Origin of the sequence: Pseudomonas mercuritolerans, from assembly GCF_025706525.1 — a bacterium.
Taxonomy (GTDB): Bacteria; Pseudomonadota; Gammaproteobacteria; order Pseudomonadales; family Pseudomonadaceae; genus Aquipseudomonas; species Aquipseudomonas mercuritolerans.
Genome location: NZ_JAMSHA010000001.1, coordinates 990,313 through 1,011,075 on the forward strand (window position 1 = coordinate 990,313; position 20,763 = coordinate 1,011,075).

15 protein-coding genes are annotated in these 20,763 nt (G+C 61.9%); all 15 read right to left on the bottom strand.

Features of this window, described 5'->3' with window-relative positions:
- Positions 1–15 precede the first annotated feature (15 nt).
- Positions 16–1,086: a class I SAM-dependent methyltransferase gene (locus tag ND528_RS04635; RefSeq protein WP_137216056.1), complete on the bottom strand. Its 1,071-nt coding sequence runs from the start codon at positions 1,084–1,086 to the stop codon at positions 16–18.
- A complete protein-coding gene (locus tag ND528_RS04640; protein ID WP_263469783.1) occupies positions 1,083–1,934 on the bottom strand; it encodes an NAD-dependent epimerase/dehydratase family protein in 852 nt (283 codons plus the stop codon). Before ND528_RS04640 ends, ND528_RS04635 begins: the two co-directional genes overlap by 4 nt.
- Positions 1,931–3,157 (bottom strand): class I SAM-dependent methyltransferase, encoded by a 1,227-nt coding sequence (locus ND528_RS04645; RefSeq protein WP_130910936.1) that lies wholly within the window; start codon positions 3,155–3,157, stop codon positions 1,931–1,933. The genes ND528_RS04640 and ND528_RS04645 overlap by 4 nt, the downstream gene beginning before the upstream one ends.
- On the bottom strand, positions 3,154–3,714 hold the full coding sequence (locus ND528_RS04650; RefSeq protein WP_137216059.1) for a dTDP-4-dehydrorhamnose 3,5-epimerase family protein: 561 nt from the start codon (positions 3,712–3,714) through the stop codon (positions 3,154–3,156). The genes ND528_RS04645 and ND528_RS04650 overlap by 4 nt, the downstream gene beginning before the upstream one ends.
- Positions 3,711–4,793, bottom strand: a complete 1,083-nt coding sequence (rfbG, locus tag ND528_RS04655) for a CDP-glucose 4,6-dehydratase (RefSeq protein ID WP_263469784.1) — start codon at positions 4,791–4,793, stop codon at positions 3,711–3,713. Before rfbG ends, ND528_RS04650 begins: the two co-directional genes overlap by 4 nt.
- Positions 4,775–5,548, bottom strand: a complete 774-nt coding sequence (gene rfbF / locus ND528_RS04660; protein ID WP_130910933.1) for a glucose-1-phosphate cytidylyltransferase — start codon at positions 5,546–5,548, stop codon at positions 4,775–4,777. Before rfbF ends, rfbG begins: the two co-directional genes overlap by 19 nt.
- Positions 5,549–6,444: 896 nt before the next feature.
- Positions 6,445–10,038, bottom strand: coding sequence for a glycosyltransferase (locus tag ND528_RS04665; protein ID WP_263469785.1), 3,594 nt, complete (start codon positions 10,036–10,038; stop codon positions 6,445–6,447).
- Positions 10,039–10,137: 99 nt separating this feature from the next.
- A complete protein-coding gene (locus tag ND528_RS04670) occupies positions 10,138–11,706 on the bottom strand; it encodes a flagellar hook-associated protein 3 (protein WP_137216245.1) in 1,569 nt (522 codons plus the stop codon).
- Between the two features lie 13 nt (positions 11,707–11,719).
- A complete protein-coding gene (gene flgK, locus ND528_RS04675) occupies positions 11,720–13,765 on the bottom strand; it encodes a flagellar hook-associated protein FlgK (RefSeq protein ID WP_263469786.1) in 2,046 nt (681 codons plus the stop codon).
- 25 nt (positions 13,766–13,790) lie between these two features.
- Positions 13,791–15,107 carry a flagellar assembly peptidoglycan hydrolase FlgJ gene (gene flgJ, locus ND528_RS04680; protein WP_263469787.1) on the bottom strand — a complete coding sequence of 439 codons (1,317 nt, stop codon included), beginning with the start codon at positions 15,105–15,107 and terminating at the stop codon, positions 13,791–13,793.
- An 11-nt stretch (positions 15,108–15,118) separates the two neighbouring features.
- Positions 15,119–16,207: a flagellar basal body P-ring protein FlgI gene (locus ND528_RS04685; protein WP_024012083.1), complete on the bottom strand. Its 1,089-nt coding sequence runs from the start codon at positions 16,205–16,207 to the stop codon at positions 15,119–15,121.
- 27 nt (positions 16,208–16,234) lie between these two features.
- Positions 16,235–16,930 (bottom strand): flagellar basal body L-ring protein FlgH, encoded by a 696-nt coding sequence (flgH, locus tag ND528_RS04690; protein WP_016771110.1) that lies wholly within the window; start codon positions 16,928–16,930, stop codon positions 16,235–16,237.
- 51 nt (positions 16,931–16,981) lie between these two features.
- On the bottom strand, positions 16,982–17,767 hold the full coding sequence (flgG, locus tag ND528_RS04695; protein ID WP_016771111.1) for a flagellar basal-body rod protein FlgG: 786 nt from the start codon (positions 17,765–17,767) through the stop codon (positions 16,982–16,984).
- A gap of 45 nt (positions 17,768–17,812) precedes the next feature.
- Complete coding sequence (locus ND528_RS04700; protein ID WP_137216246.1) at positions 17,813–18,553, bottom strand: flagellar basal body rod protein FlgF; 741 nt, start codon at positions 18,551–18,553, stop codon at positions 17,813–17,815.
- 272 nt (positions 18,554–18,825) lie between these two features.
- A complete protein-coding gene (locus ND528_RS04705) occupies positions 18,826–20,388 on the bottom strand; it encodes a sigma-54-dependent transcriptional regulator (RefSeq protein WP_122611664.1) in 1,563 nt (520 codons plus the stop codon).
- Between the last annotated feature and the right edge of the window lie 375 nt (positions 20,389–20,763).

Genomic DNA, 20,763 nt, shown 5'->3' on the forward strand with positions numbered 1-20,763 from the left:
CGGTCATCTCAAGGGTCACTGGAACGAAGCGCTGTCGACGGCGTGATAGACGTAGCGTCCACCGGTCATCCGCTTGATCTCTTCGAGGTAATTGGAATTCATCACAAACAGGTGCGCGCCTTCGGGCAGCGCATCCATCGCCTCTTGCGGCGATGACACTCGCGCACCGCTCAGGGGCAGATAACGCCCCTGCTTGGCCGGGTTGATATCGATCACGCGATCGACCGCGACGCCGGCGCGTTGCAGGAACAGCGAATAGATCACGCCTTTTGACGAGGCGCCCCAGATCGCCGAACCCTGTGCAGGCGCCGAGCGGATGATCTGCACAGCGCGGTCGAGGCTGGCGCTGAAATCTTCCGGCAGGGCCAGGCGCGCCACCGGTTGCTCCGGGGTCAGGCGCAACGTCGACAGATCGGCGACGATGTACAGATACTGGCCACCGAACAGATGCCCGGCCTCATGCACCGTGCCGAACATCCGGCGCAAGTCATCGAGGCGGAAATAGTTGACGTGTTCGTAGAACAGGTCGAACCACGCCTTGTGCTCAAGGATCCAGTCCAGGCACGGGACTTCGATGTAGATCTGCCCGCCCTGATTGGCTTCGGCGATCACGGCCAGAAAGCTCACCGGGTCCTCAATGTGCTCCAGCACATGACGCAACACGATGGCATCGGCCGACAAGCCGAGACCGCGCGTAAACGGCGCCTTGATCACGTCAGGGTTTTCGCCTTCGTAAGCCGGGTCGATGCCGGTGATCGAATAGCCAAGGCCTTTGAGCAACTCAAGAAAATAGCCCTTGCCGCAGCCGACTTCGATCAGTTCCTGGCCCTTGAAGTGCTTGGCGATGATGCCTTCGACATCGCTCAGGTGTTGCTGGAACTGGCCGGAGTGCGCCTGCTCGTTCTGATAGTCGGCGTCATAGCTGAGCTTGTCGGCGTCGAACGCGGCGTTGAAAACCAGACCGCTGCGTTCGTCCTGCACCAGCAGCATGTCGGCGCTGGCCGAGGCCCGCGCCGATTCGGCATCGGCGAAAGTGCGGTTCTGCAACACCGGCAGGCCGGTGGCCCGGTACAACTCGTGCCTCATGGCGACTCTCCCAATAACTGTTGCAAGCGCTCGGTGACGGCCCAGAACGCCAGCGGTTCGTGCGTCGGATACGGGTAGTGGCCGAGGTTCAGAGCCAGTGTTGCGCCACGCTCACGCAAGCGCTGTTCGACCAGCGCACGCACCGACACCGGCTGGCCGCTGGCACAGTTGACCACGCCATCGAAGTCGCGCTGATGGAGGATCGCGGCGAGATGACTCGCGGCGGTTTCAATCGCGAGGAAATCGCGCAACTGCTCACCGGCCGACATGTTGAACGATGCCTCGCCGCTATCGATTGCCCGATCCAGCGCGGCCAACAGGCTGTTGGGGTTCTGCCCTTCGCCGTGCAGGTAGAACAAGCGCGCCCACTGCAGGGTGAACGGCTGCTCCTGCTGCAGGCTCTGCAGAAACAGGTGCAGCGTGTGCTTGGCCAGACCGTAGGGATTACTCGGCCGTGGCCCGGTTGCTTCGCTGAGCGGGCCGCTTTGCATGCCGTATTCAAAGCAGGTGCCGGTCACCAGAACCTGCTGCACGCCCGCCTCGACCGCGCTTTTGATAAAGCGGTAATCGGCCATCAGGTTGTGCTCGAAATGAAACAGCGCCCGATAGTTCGGCAGCCCCGGCCAGGCCAGGTGCGCGAGTGCGTCGATGCCTTCGGTCAGCGCGACGACGTTCAGGTCGGCCGCGTGAATATCTGCTGCGATGAACTCGACGTCATTGATCCACGGCATGCCCTGCGCGGTTCCTGCGTTGCGCGCCACGGCGCGAATCTCGCAGCCACGCGCCAGCAATGCGGCAACCAGATGCCGACCGACAAAGCCTGTGGCGCCAGTGACCAGAACCTTCACAGCACTTTCAACTCAGGCACGGCGATGACGAAGCGCCCGTCCCACTGACGCACCTGCGCCAATTGCTGACTGACTTCGGGCAACAGGTTCCACGGCAACACCAGCACGTAGTCCGGCCTGTCGATTTCGATCTGCGCCGGCGCCACGATCGGAATGCGGCTGCCCGGCAAGAACTTGCCCTGCTTGTGCGGATTGGCATCGGCCACCCAGGCCAGCAGATCCGCTTTGACTCCGGCGTAATTGAGCAAGGTATTGCCCTTCGCCGCGGCGCCATAACCGACCACACGTTTGCCGTCGGCCCTGGCCTGCAACAGGAAGCGCAGCAGGTCATGTTTGATGCGTTCGGCAGCAGGCGCGAGGGTCGCGTAGTACTCGGCGGTTTTCACCCCGGCATCGAGTTCGGCCTGCAATTGTTGCTGAACTGCCGGGAGGACAGCGCGGCGCTGGCCGTCCTTGCGCTGCACGAATACGCGCAACGAGCCGCCGTGGGTGCTCAACTGGCCGACATCAAACACTTCCAGGCCATTGCGCTCGCACAGGGTCTGCACGGCGGTCAGCGACAGGTAGGAATAATGTTCGTGATACAGCGTGTCGAACTGCGCGCCGGCCATCAGCGTCAGCAGTTGCGGAAACTCGAAGGTGGCGACGCCGGTCGGCTTGAGCAACGTCGCGAAGCCGGCGAGGAAATCGTTGATGTCGGGCACATGGGCCAGCACGTTGTTGGCTGCCATCAGGTCGGCGCTCCAGCCTTCGCTGCGCAATTGCGTGGCGGTGTCGCGGCCGAAGAACAGCTCACGAATCTCCAGGCCTTTTTCCCGTGCAGCCTGTGCGGTGCTGCGGGTCGGCTCGACGCCCAGACACGGGATGCCGCGCGCGGCGACGTATTGCAGCAGGTACCCGTCATTGGCGGCGACCTCGACCACACGGCTGTCGGCGTTCAGACCGAAACGCTCGCTCATCTCGGCGACATAGCGCTCGGCGTGATTCAGCCAAGTACTGGAGAACGAACTGAAGTAGGCGTATTCGGCATCGAACAGGCTGTCGGCACTGGTGTAGTCCTCGGTCTGAACCAGCCAGCATTGCTGGCACACCGCGACTTTGAGCGGCACCCATTGCTCGGCCTGCTCCAGGCGATCGGCATGCACGTAGGCGTTGGACGGAGGCGAAGTGCCGAGGTCGATCAGCGGCAGGCTCAGCGGTGCGGCGCACCCACGGCAATTCATAGACGCACTCCAGCAAAGTGTTGATCAAGCGCGGGATGGCTGGAGTCACGCGCTGACAAATTATTGACAGGCAACGGCCAGGCAATCGCCAGCCGTGGATCGTTCACCGACAAGCCGCCCTCGTGCTCCGGCGCGTAATCGGCGCTGTGCAGATAGAGCAACTCGGCGTCGTCAGTGAGCGTCTGAAAGCCATGAGCGAAACCGGCCGGAATCAGCAGGCTGCGGCCATCACCCGCCTTCAAGTGCTCGGCGTGCCAGTGCAGATACGTCTCCGACTCGGGACGCAAATCCACCGCAACATCCCAGACTTCGCCACGCAGGCACGTGATCAGCTTGGCTTCCGGGGCGTTGGCATTCTGATAATGCAGGCCACGCACACTGCCCTTCTCGCGGGTACAGGAATGGTTGATCTGGCGAATGTGAAACGCGCTGCCGAACGCACTCAGGCTGCCCTCGCAGAACAACCGGGCGAAGTGCCCGCGCTGGTCTTCGAAACGTTTGTGCTGAACGCTGAACAGGCCGGCCAATGGCAACGCTTGCAGGGAAAACTCGCTCACAGCGCGCCTCGGTACAGATTCAATTGGCCCAGAGTCACGGCGCGCATGTCATCGCCGTTCTGCCACGCCAAGTGCCAATCCAGGGTCTGCGCAAGGCACGCTTGCAACGACCAGCGCGGCTGCCAGCCGAGCACCTGTCGCGCACGACTGCTGTCCAGACGCAGCAGACCGGCTTCGTGCAATTCACTCGGTTCGATACGCAGCCCACGGGCCTGCGGCCAACGGCTGGCGAGCAGTTCGACCACTTCGCCGACGCTGCACATGTCCGCCTCACCGGGGCCGAAGTTCCACGCACCGGCGTATTCCGGGCCGTGTTCGTAAAGCGCGGCAGCCAGTTGCAGATAACCGGCCAGCGGTTCCAGCGCGTGCTGCCACGGGCGCACGGCTTGCGGATAGCGCAGGGTCACTGGCTCGTCGGCGGTCCATGCTTTCAATACGTCGGGAATCAGTCGCTCCGGCGCAAAATCACCACCGCCCAGTACATTGCCAGCGCGTGCGGTCGCCAGGGCCAAACCATGTTCGGCATGTTTGTCCGCCGGGAAAAACGACGCGGCATAGGACTGCGCGAGCAATTCGCAGCAGGCCTTGCTGCTGCTGTAAGGATCGTGGCCACCGAGCGCTTCGTCTTCGCGGTACGGCCACAGCCATTCCTTGTTGGCGTAGACCTTGTCGGTGGTGACCAGCACGCAGGCACGCACGCCGCCGATCTGACGAATCGCTTCGAGCAGGTTCAGCGTGCCCATGACGTTGCTGGAATAGGTGCCGAGCGGATCGCGATAGCCCTCGCGCACCAACGGCTGCGCCGCCAGATGCAGGACGATCTCCGGTTCGGTCTCGGCAATGATTTCGAGCAAGGCGCCGAGATCGCGCAAATCGCCGCGTTGATCATTGATGCCTTCGTGCACGCGCGCCAGTTCGAACAGACTCGGCTCGGTCGATGGGTCCAGGGAAAAACCGCTGACTTGCGCGCCGAGGCTTTGCAGCCACAGGGTCAGCCAACTGCCCTTGAAACCGGTGTGCCCAGTGACCAGGACGCGTTTGCCACGCCAGAAATCCGCATTCAAGCCCATTGCTTCCATGGGGCCTCCCCGCTCTGCCACAGCGCTTCGAGATGGTTCTTGTCGCGCAGGGTGTCCATTGGATGCCAGAAACCTTCGTGTTCGAAGGCCTTGAGTTGTTCGTCCTGCGCCAGACGGGCCAAAGGCTCGGCTTCCCAGGTGGTGCTGTCATCGCTGATGTAGGGCAGTACTTTTGGCGAAAGCACGAAGAAACCGCCATTGATCCAGCCACCGTCACCACGGGGTTTTTCGGTGAAGCCCAGCACTTGATCGCCCTGGCGTTCGAGCGCGCCGTAACGGCCTGGCGGCTGCACGGCAGTGACGGTCGCCAGGCGGCCGTGGGCTTTGTGGTAATCGACAAGCTGGGCAATGTTGATGTCGGAAACACCGTCGCCGTAGGTGAAGCAGAACGCTTCTTCATCCTTGAGATAACGCGCGGCCCGCAACAGGCGGCCACCGGTCATGGTTTCCTCGCCGGTGTCGATGAGGGTCACACTCCACGGCTCGCTGTAGTTTTGATGGACGTCCATGCGGTTGTTGCGCATGTCGAAAGTGACATCGGAGGTGTGCAGAAAGTAGTTGGCGAAGAAGTCCTTGATCGCGTAGCCCTTGTAGCCCAGGCAGATGACGAAGTCGTGGATCCCGTGAGCGGAATACTGCTTCATGATGTGCCAGAGAATTGGCTTGCCGCCGATCTCGATCATCGGCTTGGGCTTGAGGTGCGACTCTTCACTGATGCGCGTGCCGAGGCCACCCGCCAAAATAACTGCCTTCATCGTCTCCCCTCTCGTACGTCACCGGGCTGCGCACAGCTTTCTTGAGCGTTGCAGGCCTTCTGGCTAAACCTTCTGCCGGACCGGGCGCCGCTGGAAAGACCACGAGCGCTCGTTTTATGGCGATTTGCGGGGCACTTGCAGGAAACGCGCCAGCTCAGAGTCGACGTGGTGGGGACGGGCTAGGGATTTTGATTGGGGACATATCCCTTATCGCGGGTGCTGCCGCTGGCGGTTTGGTCTCCGAATCAGTCCCGTAACGAAGCCTGTCGCCGGGGCAAAATCAAAAAGCCAAATCAAAGGCCAGATCAAAAGCCACAGCCAGATCAAGAGCCAGAGCCGAAGCAAGAGCAAAAGCCAGATCAAAAGATCGCAGCCTTCGGCAGCTCCTACAGGTGGATCGCATACCACTCAAGAAAAGGTCGGCTGTCAGGCCGCCTTCGCGAGCAGGCTCGCTCCCACAAAAGCAAAGCAGCGCAGCTGCCCGCGGCAAAGCCGCCCCACTCAACAATGAGCGCAAGCTCGAGTGCTTTTGATCTTGCCTTTGATCCACGGGCGACGTCGGAAGGCTGAGTGGAGGGATTGATCCGGGGGTGGGAGCGCAGCGACCGTCTGGCGCAGCCAGACACAGCGGAAGGAGGTGCAGCGAAGCAAACCGTAGCCGCTGCGCCCGGATCAGTCCCGTAGCGAAGGAACCCGAGCCTGCGAGGGCCGAACGCAGGAGCAAGCCTTTTCGGTTACCTTTTCGGCGTCTGGAAAAGGTGACTCGCCGTAAGGGCGAAACCGCCAGCCGCAGCACCGCAAAAACGGATATACCCCCAAAACCCAAGAGCCTGGTCGGCCCAGAGGCCGCCAAGCCCCCCAAAAAAAGGCGACCCAAAGGTCGCCCATCTGAAAGATCAATCCGCCAGCCAGCCATATTCCCAATACCGCAGGTTATCCCCGCGCAACACGTAATCGCGCAACACCACCTCGCGCAACTCGTCACCCATGCGATAACTGGCATCCGGGTCAGCCAGATGCATGCGAATCGCCTGCAGCCACTCATCGGTACTGTTGGTCTTGACCCGCGTGCACGGCAAGTAGCCGCGATAAGCCTCGGTGTCGGTGCAGACCACCGGGAAACCGCAGGCGCCGTACTCGAGCAGCCGCAGGTTGCTCTTGCAGTCGTTGAAGATGTGGAACTCCAACGGTGCCAGCGCCAGATCCAGGTTCAGGCTGGCCAGTTTTGCCGGATAGACATCCAGCGGGATCACTCCGTGAAACTCATGCATGTACGGCAGCAGTTCATCCGGGCACATGCCGAAGAACACCCAGTCCACTTCATTGGCCAGCTCGCGGACCACATCGGCGATCACGGCCAGATCACCGTGGTGACTGGTGCCGCCGCCCCAGCCGACGCGCGGCTTTTTCGAGGTGCGGCGCTGGCTGCGCAGGTGCCCCCAGAGGTCCTTGGCCAGCATGTTCGGCACCACACGAATGTCGTGGTGCATGTCCGACAGCGCGTTGGCCAGCGGCGCGGTCGAGACCACCACGCGATCACACAAGCCGATCGCCCGGCGCACCATGCGCTCCATGTCCTGCTTGCTCGGCATGTTGCGGATGTGTGCGTTGCGATGAGGAACGTCGATCACATAATCGTCGAGTTCGAAGATCCGCCGGGCGTTGAAGAACTTCTTCAGCGGCGGGATTTCATCAATCGCATGTTCCGAATAGCGCCCTTGCAGGACGATCACATCGGGCGATTGCCGCTCGATATCGATGATCGACGGCAAGCCGTAGCAGATGCGCCCTTCCACCCGATTGGCCGCTTCCAGCTCGATCATCGGCTGGCTCATGCGGTAGTGGCCGATGGCAGAGGCATTGATCGGCACCGCCAGCACGTTGGGCAGTTGCGCCTTGGAAAACGCACTCCAGCCGGTACGCAGGCCAGGCTCCAGACTGAAGTTGGTAGCGCCCACGCCCTGCAACGTCAGGTTGACGTTGTAGGCGGGGTCGCGTGCAATCAGTGGCAGCCAGCGCTGATAAAAGGTGTCCTTCTCCTCGGCGTGCAGCGCTTCCTCTTGCGCGGTCGCTGCGGCACTTGGCCGCGCGCCCACCGCCAGCACGGCGTTCGGGTTCATCACCACCAGATAGCCGTCGCGACCGACGCGCAGACACAGGTCCACGACATTCAGCGTCTGCTTGAGCTCCTGCTCGTCGAGGCCGCCAGCGGCGTCGAATACCGACTTGCGAATCATCAGGCAGTCACCGCCCACCGCGCTCAGGTCATGCACTGCCTGCAAACGGTACATGTAACCTTCCGACTGCATCTGCTGGCCGTAGAACGGCAGCCCGACCGGCCCGTTCAAACCGAGAATCAGGCCGGCGTGCAGCACGCCGCCGTCCGGGTTGAACAACTTGGCGCCGACCACACCGACTTCCGGCCGTTGCGCATGATTGAGCAATTCGTCGAGCCAGTCCGCCTGGGTGATCACGGCGAAGGCATTGAGCATCAGCACGTATTCACCACGCGCCTGTTGCACGGCGAAATTGTGCACGGCGGCGGCATTGCCCTTCTGCGGATACTTGAGCACGCGAATGCGTTCACCGCCCAGTTGCGCCATGCCATCGAGCCATGCCAGCGCTTCCACGCTTTCGCTGCCGTTGTCGACCAGGAGCAATTCGTACTCGCTGTAAGCGGTCTTTTCCAGCAGCGTCTCGACACAGCGCTGCAAGGCTGCGGTCTGGTCCTGGGTGACGATGATCACCGAGACCAAGGGACGACGGGCGTGGTGATAGTCGACACGGTTGAGCAGTTCCCGGCTGCCGCGGCGGATGTCGTGAGCGATTCCCAGACGTTGCAGATGCGCTTGGAGAATGCGCGGGCTTTGCTCGACGACGCCCGGTTCCGTCAGCCATTGCGACAGGTCGAACTTGGACTCCAGCAGTACCTCAGCGATGTGTCCGACGACCTGCAAGCCATCGCTTTCGACCATCCTCCAGAGCACATCATGGGGCGCCAGTTCGGCGAACGTCGGGGCGAAACCGCCGAGTGCCAGAAAGCGCTCACGCTGGAACGCCAGCGCGCGGCCGACATACGGATAACTGCGCATGAGGTCGAGGTTGAAATCCGGCTTGAATGCCGGCTCGGCCGATTCACCGTCGCGCAAACTGCCTTCGTCGCTGTAGAGGCAGGTCAGCGCGCGCGAATGCGCAATGCGGTCAGCCATCACCAGCAACGCCGGCGCCACCGGGCAGTCACCGGGTTGCAGCAGGTAGAACCAGTCGGCGCCTTCCAGCTGCGGCAGCAGCGTGTTGATCTGCTCCAGACCGTCATCCTGCAACGGCATGTGGAACACGCGCTCGTGCAACTGCGCTTCGGTACAGGCTGCGGACAGCACCAGCACAAGTTCCGGCGGGTAATCCTGGGCAGCGAGGGCCTCAAGGGTACGCTGAAGATTGTCGCGACTGCCCTGCGCGTCGATGATGATCGGCACGATGCGCGGCTGCTGTGGCCAGCCGGCGAGGGTCTCCGGCAGCCACTGGCGCTGCGCCTCGGTGAGCACCCGACACGCCAGCCACTGCGCATAGAGTTCGCCGAAACTGAAGCTGTCGACACCCACGCCCAGCTCCTGACGGCTCTGCTTGGAACCCAGGGTGCGGCTCAGCGGCAGCTCTTCCCAGACCCGTGGCGACTCGTCGGCCTTGGTCAGTTGTACATAGCGAACCCAGCCCTGTGCGGGAGCCGATTCACCGCTACGGACCTTGAGCATTTGCGAAATCCACTCGCGCTCGATCTCTGCCGCGTCCTTCATCGCTTGCTGTGCGCTCAGGCGTTCCGGATACAGGCGCTCGGCGCTCAGGACATTGTTCGATGTCACCAGATTGCCGCGCCGCAGCAGGCAGACGTACAGGGCAAAATCCAGGGTCGCAACGAAGCACGCGCCGTCTTCCGTCAGGGCTGGCAACAGCTCGGCGACGTCGGCGCGCCGGAACAGCGCACTGCTGAAACCGCCGAGGACGTTGACCGGGAATTTTTCGAAAATGCTCAGGACATCGTCGCCCTTGAGCAAGCCGCTGACCGGCGACAACGAACTGTTTTCCAGACGCGCCGGCAGGATGATGTCGTTGGCGTCCCACAACAGCCGCTGCGCGACCACCAGACTGACTTCTTCGCGCTGCAACTCATGGGCTTGCTGTTCGATACAGGCCGAGTAGAGCAAATCATCGTCGCAGAGGAATTTGATGAACTCGCCGCGCGCCTGCTCGAGGCAGACCTTCAGGTTGCCCACCAGTCCCAACGTCTGTGGGTTGCGCACGTACCGCACCGCCACGCCCGTCTGCTCGATCACCGTGCTGACGACGGTCTCGATTTCATCACCACGACTGTCATCGCACACGACGATCTCGAGATTGCCGTAAGTCTGGCTGACGGCACTGTTGAGCGTGCGCTCGAAAAAGCGCGGATTGAACGCAGGAATGGTGATGCTGACGAGGGGAAGTGAATTCACGGCGGGCTCACAGGCGGTACGAGCCCGCTCGGAAAAGCGAGCCCTGGGTACCGCGAAAAAACATTGACTGAAAACGGGCGCTCACGCGCCCGGCAACCATCAGATCTTGTTGAACAGGCCCAACTGGCTGATCTTGCTGAATGCCAGTTGCGCGGCTTGCAGCATGGTCTGTTGCAGGGTCAGACGGGTCATGACTTCGGCCGGATCGGAATCACGGATCGAGCCTTGGGTCGTGCTGTTGGCCGTGGTCAGGCTGTCATTGGTGATGGTCTGCATGTCCAGCGCCTGACCGCGCGCACCAATGGTGGTGACTGCGGTGCCGATCTGATTGGCGGCAGCGTCGATGTTGCCGAGGCCTGCTTCCATCGCGCCCTGCAATTTCTGCTTGGCAACCGGGTCACCGTCGACCGGCGTGTTCAGTGCAGTGATCATCTGGCCCAGGGTGTCGAGCACGTTCTGGGTCTGGTGATTGTTCGGCTGGATCGAGAACTGATCACCCGCAGCCGGCGTGTTGCCCAGAGCGAAAGTCACCCCGGCAGCAGTCGCGTTACCGCCGGCCACCGTGCCCGACGAAACCGGCTTGCTGTCGGCCGTCACTGGCGCGGCATACAGATCGAACGCAGTAGCGCTGGTGAACTTGAGCACTGCGCCGCCCTGCGGAAACGCTGCAGTGTAGGCCGCCTGATCGGTGATGGTCGAACCGGTGATCACGCTGGTGGACGGGTTACCCGGATTACGCGTGGTCGTGAACGAGTCCGGCGACGCGGACAGCTGAAAACTGTGCCCTGCGATAACGGCGTCCGGATTGCTATCGCCGGCCTTCAGGTTGACGTTCAGCTTGAGGTCGACGCCACGGAAGCTGACGGTCTGGTTGGCGCCGCTGCTGTTGCTGATCAAGCCATTCTGGCTCGCTTCGGCCGTCACATCGTTGCCCAGGGCATCGGTGATTTTCAGCTGCGTGCTGCTGACGAAATCGATGGTATACGGCTGCCCGGCGGTGAACTTGGCGTCGTAAGTGGCGGCAGTGCCGACGGTGCCGTTGGACAGCACGACACGGCCGTCATCCACAGCAGGCGCAGTCATCTTGGTGTTGGTGCGGCCAGTATTGATGGTCTGCTGGAACGCATCCCAACCAGTGGTGTTGGTACCCACGGTCATGCCGTCGCCGATGCCCAGATCGATGGTGGTCTGGTCGCCGTTGTAGCTGAATGTGCCGTCAGAATTCTTCGAGTACGGTGCGGTATCGGTTTTCGAACCGGAGAACAGGTAGTTGCCGTTGGCATCCTTGGCGTTCATCAGGCCCAGCACTTGTTGCTGGATCTCGCCCATCTCCGAGGCGTAAGCCTGGCGGTCCTTGTCGGTGATCGTGCCGTTGTTCGCCGCCAGCGCAAGTTCCTTGGCTCGTGCCAACGCCGTGGTGATCGAATCCAGCGTGGACTCCTGCACGGTCAAGGCACTTTTGGTGGTGTTGACGTTGGTCTTGTACTGATCGAGCATCGCGGCCTGCTGGCCCAATTGCAGCAAGCGCCCGGCCCCGACCGGATCATCGGCGGCGGTGTTGATGCGCTGCAGGCTGCTCGCCTCGCTCGCGGTGGCGACGGCCTTGTTGAAGTTACGCTGATAATCCGAAGCTTGCGTTCCGTAATACTGGGCGGTGGAAATGCGCATGAATTACGACTCCTTAAAGGCTGTTGATCAGCGTGGCGAAAGTTTCCTGCGCAGCTTTGATGATCTGCGAAGACGCTGTGTAGTACTGCTGGTACTTGACCAGGTTGCCGGTTTCTTCGTCCAGGTTGACCCCGGAGAGCGAATCGCGGGCACCCTTGGCGTTCTCCAGAATCGCCGTGGTCGCGGCGCTGTCGGACTTGCCTTGGGCGGTCTTGGTACCGACGTTGGTCACCAGGGTGTTGTAGGCGTCGGTCAGGCTGATGCCCTTGCTCGCCGAACCGGTGTCCACGGTCTGTTTGGTTTGCAACGCGACCAGTGCCTGGGCGTTGCGGTTGTCCGAAGACGCCGCGCCAGTCAGGTTCATGGTGAAGGTCTCGCCGGATTTCGGCGTGCCGCCCACGGTGGTCTGCACGGTGAAGGTCTTCTGCACGTTCGGCGTGACCGTGGTGTCCATCACCGGATTGCCGCTGGCATCGACGATGCCGACTTTCAGGTTCAGCGTGTTCGACTGGCCGGGCACGATGGTGCCGGTGCCAATGGTCGCGCCCTTGGCGTCGACCAGGTTGTACGACTGGCTGCCGCCGCTGGCTGCGCCGAACACCAGTTTGACCGGTGTCGAATTCTTCAGCGCCGCCTGCATGTCGGCCTGGGCAGTCGGGTTGTAGATGTCGATCTTGTCGCTGAGCGTCGGCTGGGTGTAAGTGCCCAGACCGTTGGCGCTGGCAACGCCGGTCAGCGGACCTGCCGCAGCGATTTTCTTCGGATCGCTGAGCACGGTCTGAATGCTCGCCGCCGCGTTGCGGGTCGGCGTGACTTTGAACGAGTCACCGGCACTCAGCGCGCCGCCCTTCAAGGCCAGGGTGAAGCCATCGATCACTGGCGGCGGATTGGTGTTGGTGCTGAATGCGCCCAGATCGGTGCCGTCGGAACGTTTGACGGTGTAATCGGTGGCGCTGGTGAAGGTCACCTGATAGTCGCTGGTGGTCAGTTTGCCGGTGTCCTTGATGGTCACATCGAGGTTGCCGGAGCCGGCGCTGTTACCGTCCTTCGCAATGCTGCGCTGGCTGATCAGGGCGGCACTGTTGATGTTGTTGAAAATCGCCGCGCCGAAGTCACCGTTCTTGTCGATGCCCTGGGCTTGCTGGCTGTTGACCTGATCGGCAATCACCAGGGCCACGCGCCCGAGCTCGTTGAGCGACGGGTCGAGGACCTCCTTGCGATAGGTCAGCAGACCGCCGATTTCGCCGCCGCTGATCACCGAAGTGATGTCGATGGTGCTCGAACCGCGATCCATCTGGATCGACATGCGCGACGGGTCGGTCTTGCTCGCGACCATGCTCAGGCTGTTGGTGGTGTTGCCGATGACCAGCGGCTGGCCGCTGCCGACATAGATGTCGAAGCTGGTGCCGCGTTCGACGACCTGGGCACCGGTCAGTTCGGAGAGCTGACGCACGGCTTCGTTACGGCTGTCGAGCAGGTCGTTCGGCGCCCCGCCACTGGTGGAGATTTCGCCGATCTTCTGGTTGAGATTGGCAATCGAGGTGGCAAGTTTGTTCACCTGGGCGGTCATGTCGCCGAGGCTGCCGTTGATCGTGGTGTTCTGATCGTTGAGCTGCTTGGCCAGGGTATTGAAACGGCTGGTCAGCGCCTGCGCACCGGTCAGCACCGACTGACGCGAAGTGTCATCGGTGGCCGAGGTCGATACGCCCTGCATCGAGGTGAAGAATTTCTGCAGCACGCCGGTCAGGCCGGTGTTGGTGTCCGACAGCATGGCGTCCAGCGGCGTCGCCTGCTTGAGAAACGCAGCCGATTCGCTGTCCAGCGAAGTCGCGGTGTGCAGTTGCGATTCCAGGTACGAGTTGTACACCCGACGCACGTCAGCCAGGGTCGTGCCCGTGCCGATGAAAACGCTGCCGTACTGCTGCGAGGACTTGGTGCCCTGCACGGTTTGCTGACGTGAATAACCGGCGGTGTCGACGTTGGCAATGTTGTTGCCTGTCGTAGCCAGAGAGGACTGGCTGGCCGACAGTCCCGACATCCCGATATTGAGCAAACTCATGGTTCAGACCTTATTACCTGGTGCCTTATAAAGGCGTGGTGGAGACACCCGCCGCAGCGTAGTTTTCAAAACTGTTCATCTGCTTGGCAATTTGCGAAATCTTCGTCGCGTAGTTCGGGTCGGTGGCGTAACCGGCCTTCTGCAACTCGCGTACAAACTGTTCTGGGTTATCGGCCGACTTCAGCACTTCTTGATAGCGATTGTTGCTCTGCAGCAACGTCACCAGATCGTGGAAGCTGTCCTTGTACGAGGCGTAGGAACGGAACTCGGCCGCCTCCTTGACCATCGCACCATTGCGGAACTCGCTGGTGATCGCGCGGGCCGAATCGCCCTTCCAGTTGCTGCTCGCCTTGATGCCGAACAGGTTGTGGCTGCTGCTGCCATCCTGGGCGCGCATGACCGATTTGCCCCAACCGGTTTCCAGTGCCGCTTGCGCCACCAGATAGCGTGGATCGACGCCGATGCGGTCGGCGGCTTCCTTGGCCATCGGCAGCATGGTGTTGACGAATTCGTCGGCGGAACTGAAGGCCTTCTTCGCCGGTGCCAGCGGAATCTGCGCCATGGCGCGACCGTAGACCTGCATCTGCCCGCCGGCAGCTTTCTGCTCTTCGGCACGGGCCAGCCAGTCGCCGTTGTACAACGCGCCGGAGCCTGTGACGGCGGTAGTCGCAGCCCGTTGCGGCAAGGCGTTGGTCGCCGCTGCTGCAGTGGTCGCAGTGGCCGCGCTCGGCGCCGACGGCACCAGACCAGCGAGCAAGCGATCGGCCAGTTTCGGCGGCAATGCCAGACGCCGCTGATTGAGCAGTGCCATGTCATTGCGATGGGAAATATCGGTGTTGTTCGGCGCATGCACCGAACGCGATGCCCACAACGGACGCTCGCCATTGACCCGCGACAGCGGACCGGTGGCGACGGTGCCGGCGGCAATCGGCGTCGGCACGGCGGCGGCCTTGGCCAGCGCTTCCTGTTGCTTGGCGGCGGACGCGGCCGCAGCCTCGCCCGGGGCCATCGGCTTGTTCTTCGACATCTGCCGGATCAGCACGTCGGCCAGGCCGATACCACCGCCCTCGCGGGACATGGAAACCGCCAGTTGCTGGTCGTACATTTCCTGATACTGCTTGGCCGCCGGCGTGTTCAGCGGGTTGTCCTGGCCGAGCGCTTCGGTGGCCGAACGCATCGACTTGAGCATTTCGCCGAGGAACAGCGACTCGAATTCCTGCGCCACCTTGCGCATGTTTTCGTCGCTGTTCTTGTCGCCGACCTTGAGCTGGTTCAGACGATTGAGGTCGGAGTAGGAACCCGAATCGCTGCTGCTGACCAGACCGCTTTTGCGCATATCCATGGGGGCCGGCCTCAGATCACGATCAGGTCGGCTTGCAATGCGCCGGCCTGCTTCAGAGCTTCGAGAATCGCCATCAAGTCACCCGGTGCTGCGCCGACCTGGTTCACCGCACGGACGATCTCGTCGAGGGTGGTGCCAGGGCCGAACTTGAACATCGGTTTGGCTTCCTGTTCGGCATTCACTCGCGAGCGCGGTACGACGGCGGTCTGGCCGTTGGACAGCGGACCTGGCTGGCTGACGATCGGGTCTTCGGTGATGGTCACGGTCAGGCTGCCGTGGGTCACGGCGGCTGGCGACACTTTCACGTTCTGGCCGATGACGATGGTGCCGGTGCGCGAGTTGATGATGACTTTCGCCACCGCCTGACCCGGATCGATTTCAAGGTTTTCCAGGATTGACAGGTAGTCGACGCGCTGGCTCGGATCCAGCGGCGCAGTCACGCGCACCGAACCGCCGTCGATGGCTTGGGCGACGCCAGGGCCGAGCATGTCGTTGACCTTGTCGACGATGCGCTTGGCGGTGGTGAAGTCGGAGCGATTGAGGTTCAGCGTCAGGCTGTTGCCCTGGTTGAAACCGCTCGGCACTGCACGCTCTACCGAAGCACCGCCAGGGATGCGACCGGCCGACGGAACGTTGACGGTGATCTTCGAACCGTCACGACCTTCAGCGTCGAAACCGCCGACCACCAGGTTGCCCTGAGCGATCGCATAGACGTTGCCGTCGATACCCTTGAGCGGCGTCAGCAACAAGGTGCCGCCGCGCAGGCTCTTGGAGTTACCGATCGAAGACACAGTGATGTCGACTTGCTGACCTGGCTTGGCGAACGCCGGCAGATCGGCACTCACCGACACCGCCGCGACGTTCTTCAACTGCACGTTGCCCGATCCCGGCGGCACCTTGATGCCGAACTGCGAGAGCATGTTGTTGAAGGTCTGCAGGGTGAACGGGGTCTGCGTCGTCTGGTCACCGGTGCCGTTAAGCCCGACCACCAGGCCGTAACCGATCAACTGGTTGGAGCGCACGCCGGAAATGCTGGCGATGTCTTTCAGCCGCTCGGCGTGTGCAGTGAACGCCGCAGACATCAACAACGCGGCCACCATAAGGCTTTTCAGATTCAACGTAGCCACCTAGAAAGGGAACAGCGGGCTGAGGAAGAAACGGTCGAACCAGCCTGGCTGACTCGTATCGGCAAACGCGCCGGTACCCGAGTAGGTGATGCGCGCATCGGCGACACGGGTCGACGACACGGTGTTGTCGGTCGCGATGTCATCGGCGCGGACCATACCGGCGATGCGTACCAGTTCGTCACCGGTGTTGAGCGTCAGCCACTTCTCGCCACGCACGGCGATGATGCCATTGGGCAGCACGTCGGCCACGGTCACGGTGATCGAGCCGGTCAGGCTGTTGCTCTGCCCGGACTTGGCGTCGCCCTTGGTCGAACGGTCGGCGCTGTAGCCGGCGTTGAGGCTCAGGTCACCGCCACCAATCGGGTTGTTGGTGGTCAGGCTGGAGCCGAACAACGAGGTCAGGCCGATCGAGTTATCGCTGTTCTTGTCCATCTGCGAGTTGGCGTTCTTGCTCGCCTGGGTGCGCTCGTTCAGGGTGATGGTGATGATGTCACCGACCCGGAACGCCTTGCGGTCGCTGTACAGGTTCTGCTCGAAGCCGGCCTGATAGATCGAGCCGTTGTTGGCAGCCGCCGGCAACGGTGTGCGCGGCAACACCGGGGCGTAGTAAGGGTCATTGGGCTTGGGCGTCGGGGCGACGCAGCCCGCGAGCGAGACGACCCCACTCAATGCCAGAACAGATACAAAGCGCTTCATGACCCTACCTCACGGTGTTGCTGGCGACCTCAGGCCGCCCCAAAGACTGGATTACAGATTCTGCGTTACGAACGAGAGCATCTGGTCGGCGGTGGAGATCACCTTGGAGTTCATCTCGTAGGCGCGTTGAGTGGTGATCATGTTGACCATCTCTTCAACGGTGCTGACGTTGGACGTTTCCAGGGTGTTCTGCAGCGTAGTACCGAAACCGTTGAGGCCCGGGGTGCCGATCTGCGGCGCGCCGGAAGCCGCGGTTTCCAGGAACAGGTTGTTGCCCACGGCTTGCAGGCCGGCCGGGTTGATGAAGTCGGCGGTCTGCAGGTTGCCGATCACTTGCGAGGCCGGGTTGCCGGCGATGGTGATCGACACGGTGCCGTCACGGCCGACAGTGAAGGTCTGCGCATCGTTCGGGATGATGATCGCCGGCTCCAGTGCGAAACCGCTGGCGTTGACGATCTGGCCATTGGAGTCGAGGTGGAAAGTACCGTCACGGGTGTAGGACGTGGTGCCGTCCGGCTGCAGGATCTGGAAGAAACCGCGACCGTCGATGGCCATGTCCAGCGGCTGCTCGGTGGTTTGCAGGCTGCCGGCGGTGAAGTTTTTCTGGGTGCCGACAATGCGCACACCGGTACCCACTTGCAGACCCGACGGCAGTTCGCTGTCCTGGGTCGACTGGGCGCCTGGCTGACGCTTGATCTGATAGAGCAAGTCCTGGAACTCGGCACGGTCACGTTTGAAACCCGTGGTCGAGACGTTCGCCAGGTTGTTGGAAATGGTGGTCAGGTTGGTGTCCTGGGCGGACAGACCGGTTTTGGCAACCCATAGAGCCGGAAGCATTCGATTCTCCTCGTGCGCCTGTTTTACGGCGCGACGTTCTGATAATTAGCTGATCTGCAAGACCCGAGCCATGGCCTGGTCGTCGTCTTTGGCGGTGTTCATCATCTTGACGTGCAACTCGAACTGCTTGGCCAGGGCCAGCACCGAAGTCATTTCTTCCACGGCATTGACGTTGCTCGACTCGAGGAAACCCGAGACCAGTTTGACGTTGGCGTCGGCTTGCGCCGGCTGGCCGTCCTTGGTGTAAATCGAACCGTCGAGGCCTTTGTTCATGTTCTTGATGTCCGGGTTGACCAGTTTGATCCGGTCGACTTCGGCCATGACGCGCGGGCCTTCGCCCATCGCGCGGATGCTGATGGTGCCGTCTTCGCCGACTTCGACCTGCTGCTCGGGCGGCACGGCGATCGGGCCGCCATTACCGATCACCGGCATGCCGTTGCCGGCGCGCAATACGCCGAGGGCGTCGATGTTGAGGCTGCCGGTGCGCACGTAGCTTTCGCCGCCATTTGGGTTCTGCACGGCGATGAAACCGTTGCCGGTCACTGCGACGTCGAGGTCGCGACCGGTCTGCACCAGCGAGCCCGGGGTGAAGTCGGTGGCGGGACGTTCGCTCATGGCAAACGCGCGCGCCGGAAAGCTGTCACCAAACACCGGCATCGAACGCGCCTGCTCGAGGTCGCGCTGAAAGCCGTTGGTGGAGATGTTCGCCAGGTTGTTGGCATGCGCCCGCTGCGCAAGTGCGTTCTGACTGGCGCCGGTCATTGCCACATAAAGGTACTTGTCCACTGTGTTTCCTCTGCATGCCGGACGTTTGCCGCCCACCGCTGTACTGCTCAGCCATAAGCAATTTGCAGACCAACTTTTTATTGGCGAGCGAAGGCCCGGTAAACAGGGGACTTGAGGGTATCGGAGGGGGAATTTGAAATGGGCAGAAGACGAAAAACCGGCGGTGTCATGCCGCTTCGCGGCAAGAGATCAAAAGATCGCAGCGTTCCGCAGCTCCTACAGGAAACCGCGTTCCAAATGTAGGAGCTGCCGAAGGCTGCGATCTTTTGATCTTAAGCTCCGCTGTCTTTACCCACCTCATACTCACGCAGCTTGTTGGCAATGGTGGTGTGCGACACTCCGAGCCGCTTGCCCAACTGCCGACTGCTCGGGTGCTCGGAATACAAGCGCTCCAGCACGGCCTTCTCGAAACGCCCGACGATCTCGTCCAGACTTCCGTCCAGGGAGAAATCGCCAAGCGGCTGACGCACGCCGTAATCCGGCAGGCGAATATGTTCGGCCTTGACCGTGCCGCCGTCGCACAGGGAAACCGCCTGGAACAGCACGTTCTCCAGCTGCCGCACGTTGCCCGGCCAGTGGTAATGGCTGAGGCGATCCATCGCCGCCGGGGCCAGTTTCGGCAGCGGACAGCCGATCTGCCGACTGGCCTGATCGAGAAAGTGTTCAACCAGCGGCGTCAGACCGTCGAGGCATTCGCGCAGCGGCGGGATGTGCAGCGACAGCACGTTCAAGCGGTGATAGAGATCCTGGCGAAACTCACCGCGCGCGCACAATTCGGACAAGTCCACCTGGGTCGCGCAGATCACCCGCACATCCAGATACACCTCTTCATCACTGCCGACGCGACGGAAGCAACCGTCCTGAAGAAAGCGCAGCAATTTGACCTGCAAGCGCGGGCTCATCTCGCCGACGCCATCGAGAAACAGCGTGCCGCCAGCGGTCAACTCCAGCAGGCCGAGCTTGCCCTCAGCGCGAGCGCCCTCGAAGGCGCCGGGGCCGTAGCCGAACAGCTCGGTCTCGGCCATCGACTCCGGCAACCCGGCGCAGTTGAGTGCCATCAACGGCGACTGTCCACGCGGGCTGGCGAGGTGGCAGGCGCGCGCCAGCAGTTCCTTGCCGGTGCCGGTTTCGCCTTCTATTAATAGCGGAGCATCCAGCGGCGCCATGCGTCGCGCTTCGCGGACCACGGCAGCCATGACTTTCGAGCTCTGGAAAATACTGTCGAAGCCGCGCAGCTCTTGCTTGCGCACATTGTAGATACGCTCGCCGACGCGGTCGGCGCGGTGCAGCGTCAGTACGGCGCCGGCCATGGCCTCGCTGTCATCGTGCTCCGATTGCAGCGGCGCGATGTCGGCGAGAAAGATGTCGCCCTTGACCTTGACGCGCATGCCGTTGATTCGAGACTTGTTGGCGCGCACCAGTTCCGGCAGGTCGAAATCCTCGGCGTAGCGCGACAGCGGAATCCCCGGCACTTCATCGACGCGCACCCCGAGCAACTGCGCCGCCGCGCGGTTGGCCGCAACGATCGAGCCGCCCATGTCGATCGACAGCACAGGAAACTCCAGTGCGCCGAGCAGTGCGTTCAATTCCATGTGCCGGCGTTCACTGGGCATCAGCCCGACGCGCTTGACCCCAAACACCCCGCCGATCGCCTCGAACTTGGGGCGCAACGCCTGGAACTGGATGTTGATCAGGTTCGGGCAGTGCAGATAGATTGCATTGCCATGCTCACCGCCAACTTCACCACGGGCAACGTTGATCCCGTACGCCACCAGCAGATTGAGAATGTCGCGCAGGATGCCGATGCGGTTCTGGCAGTGGACTTTGATGCGCATAGAAAAAGGCCCGACAGGTTTGAAAGGTAAACACATGTCCTTGTGGGAGCGAGCCTGCTCGCGAAGGCGCCAGCACATCCAGAATCGATGTGTCAGACAGACCGCTTTCGCGAGCAGGCTCGCTCCCACAGGGTTTTGTGGCGCGCCCGAGGCAGAGTTTTCTGTCGAGGCACGCAGATAATTGTCAAGATTATGTGACAGCCCCTGCCCTTTTCAAACCCGCCAATCACCGTAAATGCGCATTACCCGACAAAGCGTAACGATAACTTTACGAAATACGCAGAATTTTCCTACGCGCGCACCGGTCAACATGCTGCACGCCCTGTCACTCTGGGGTATTCCTTTACCCATCGCTGGACATAACAAAAACGAATT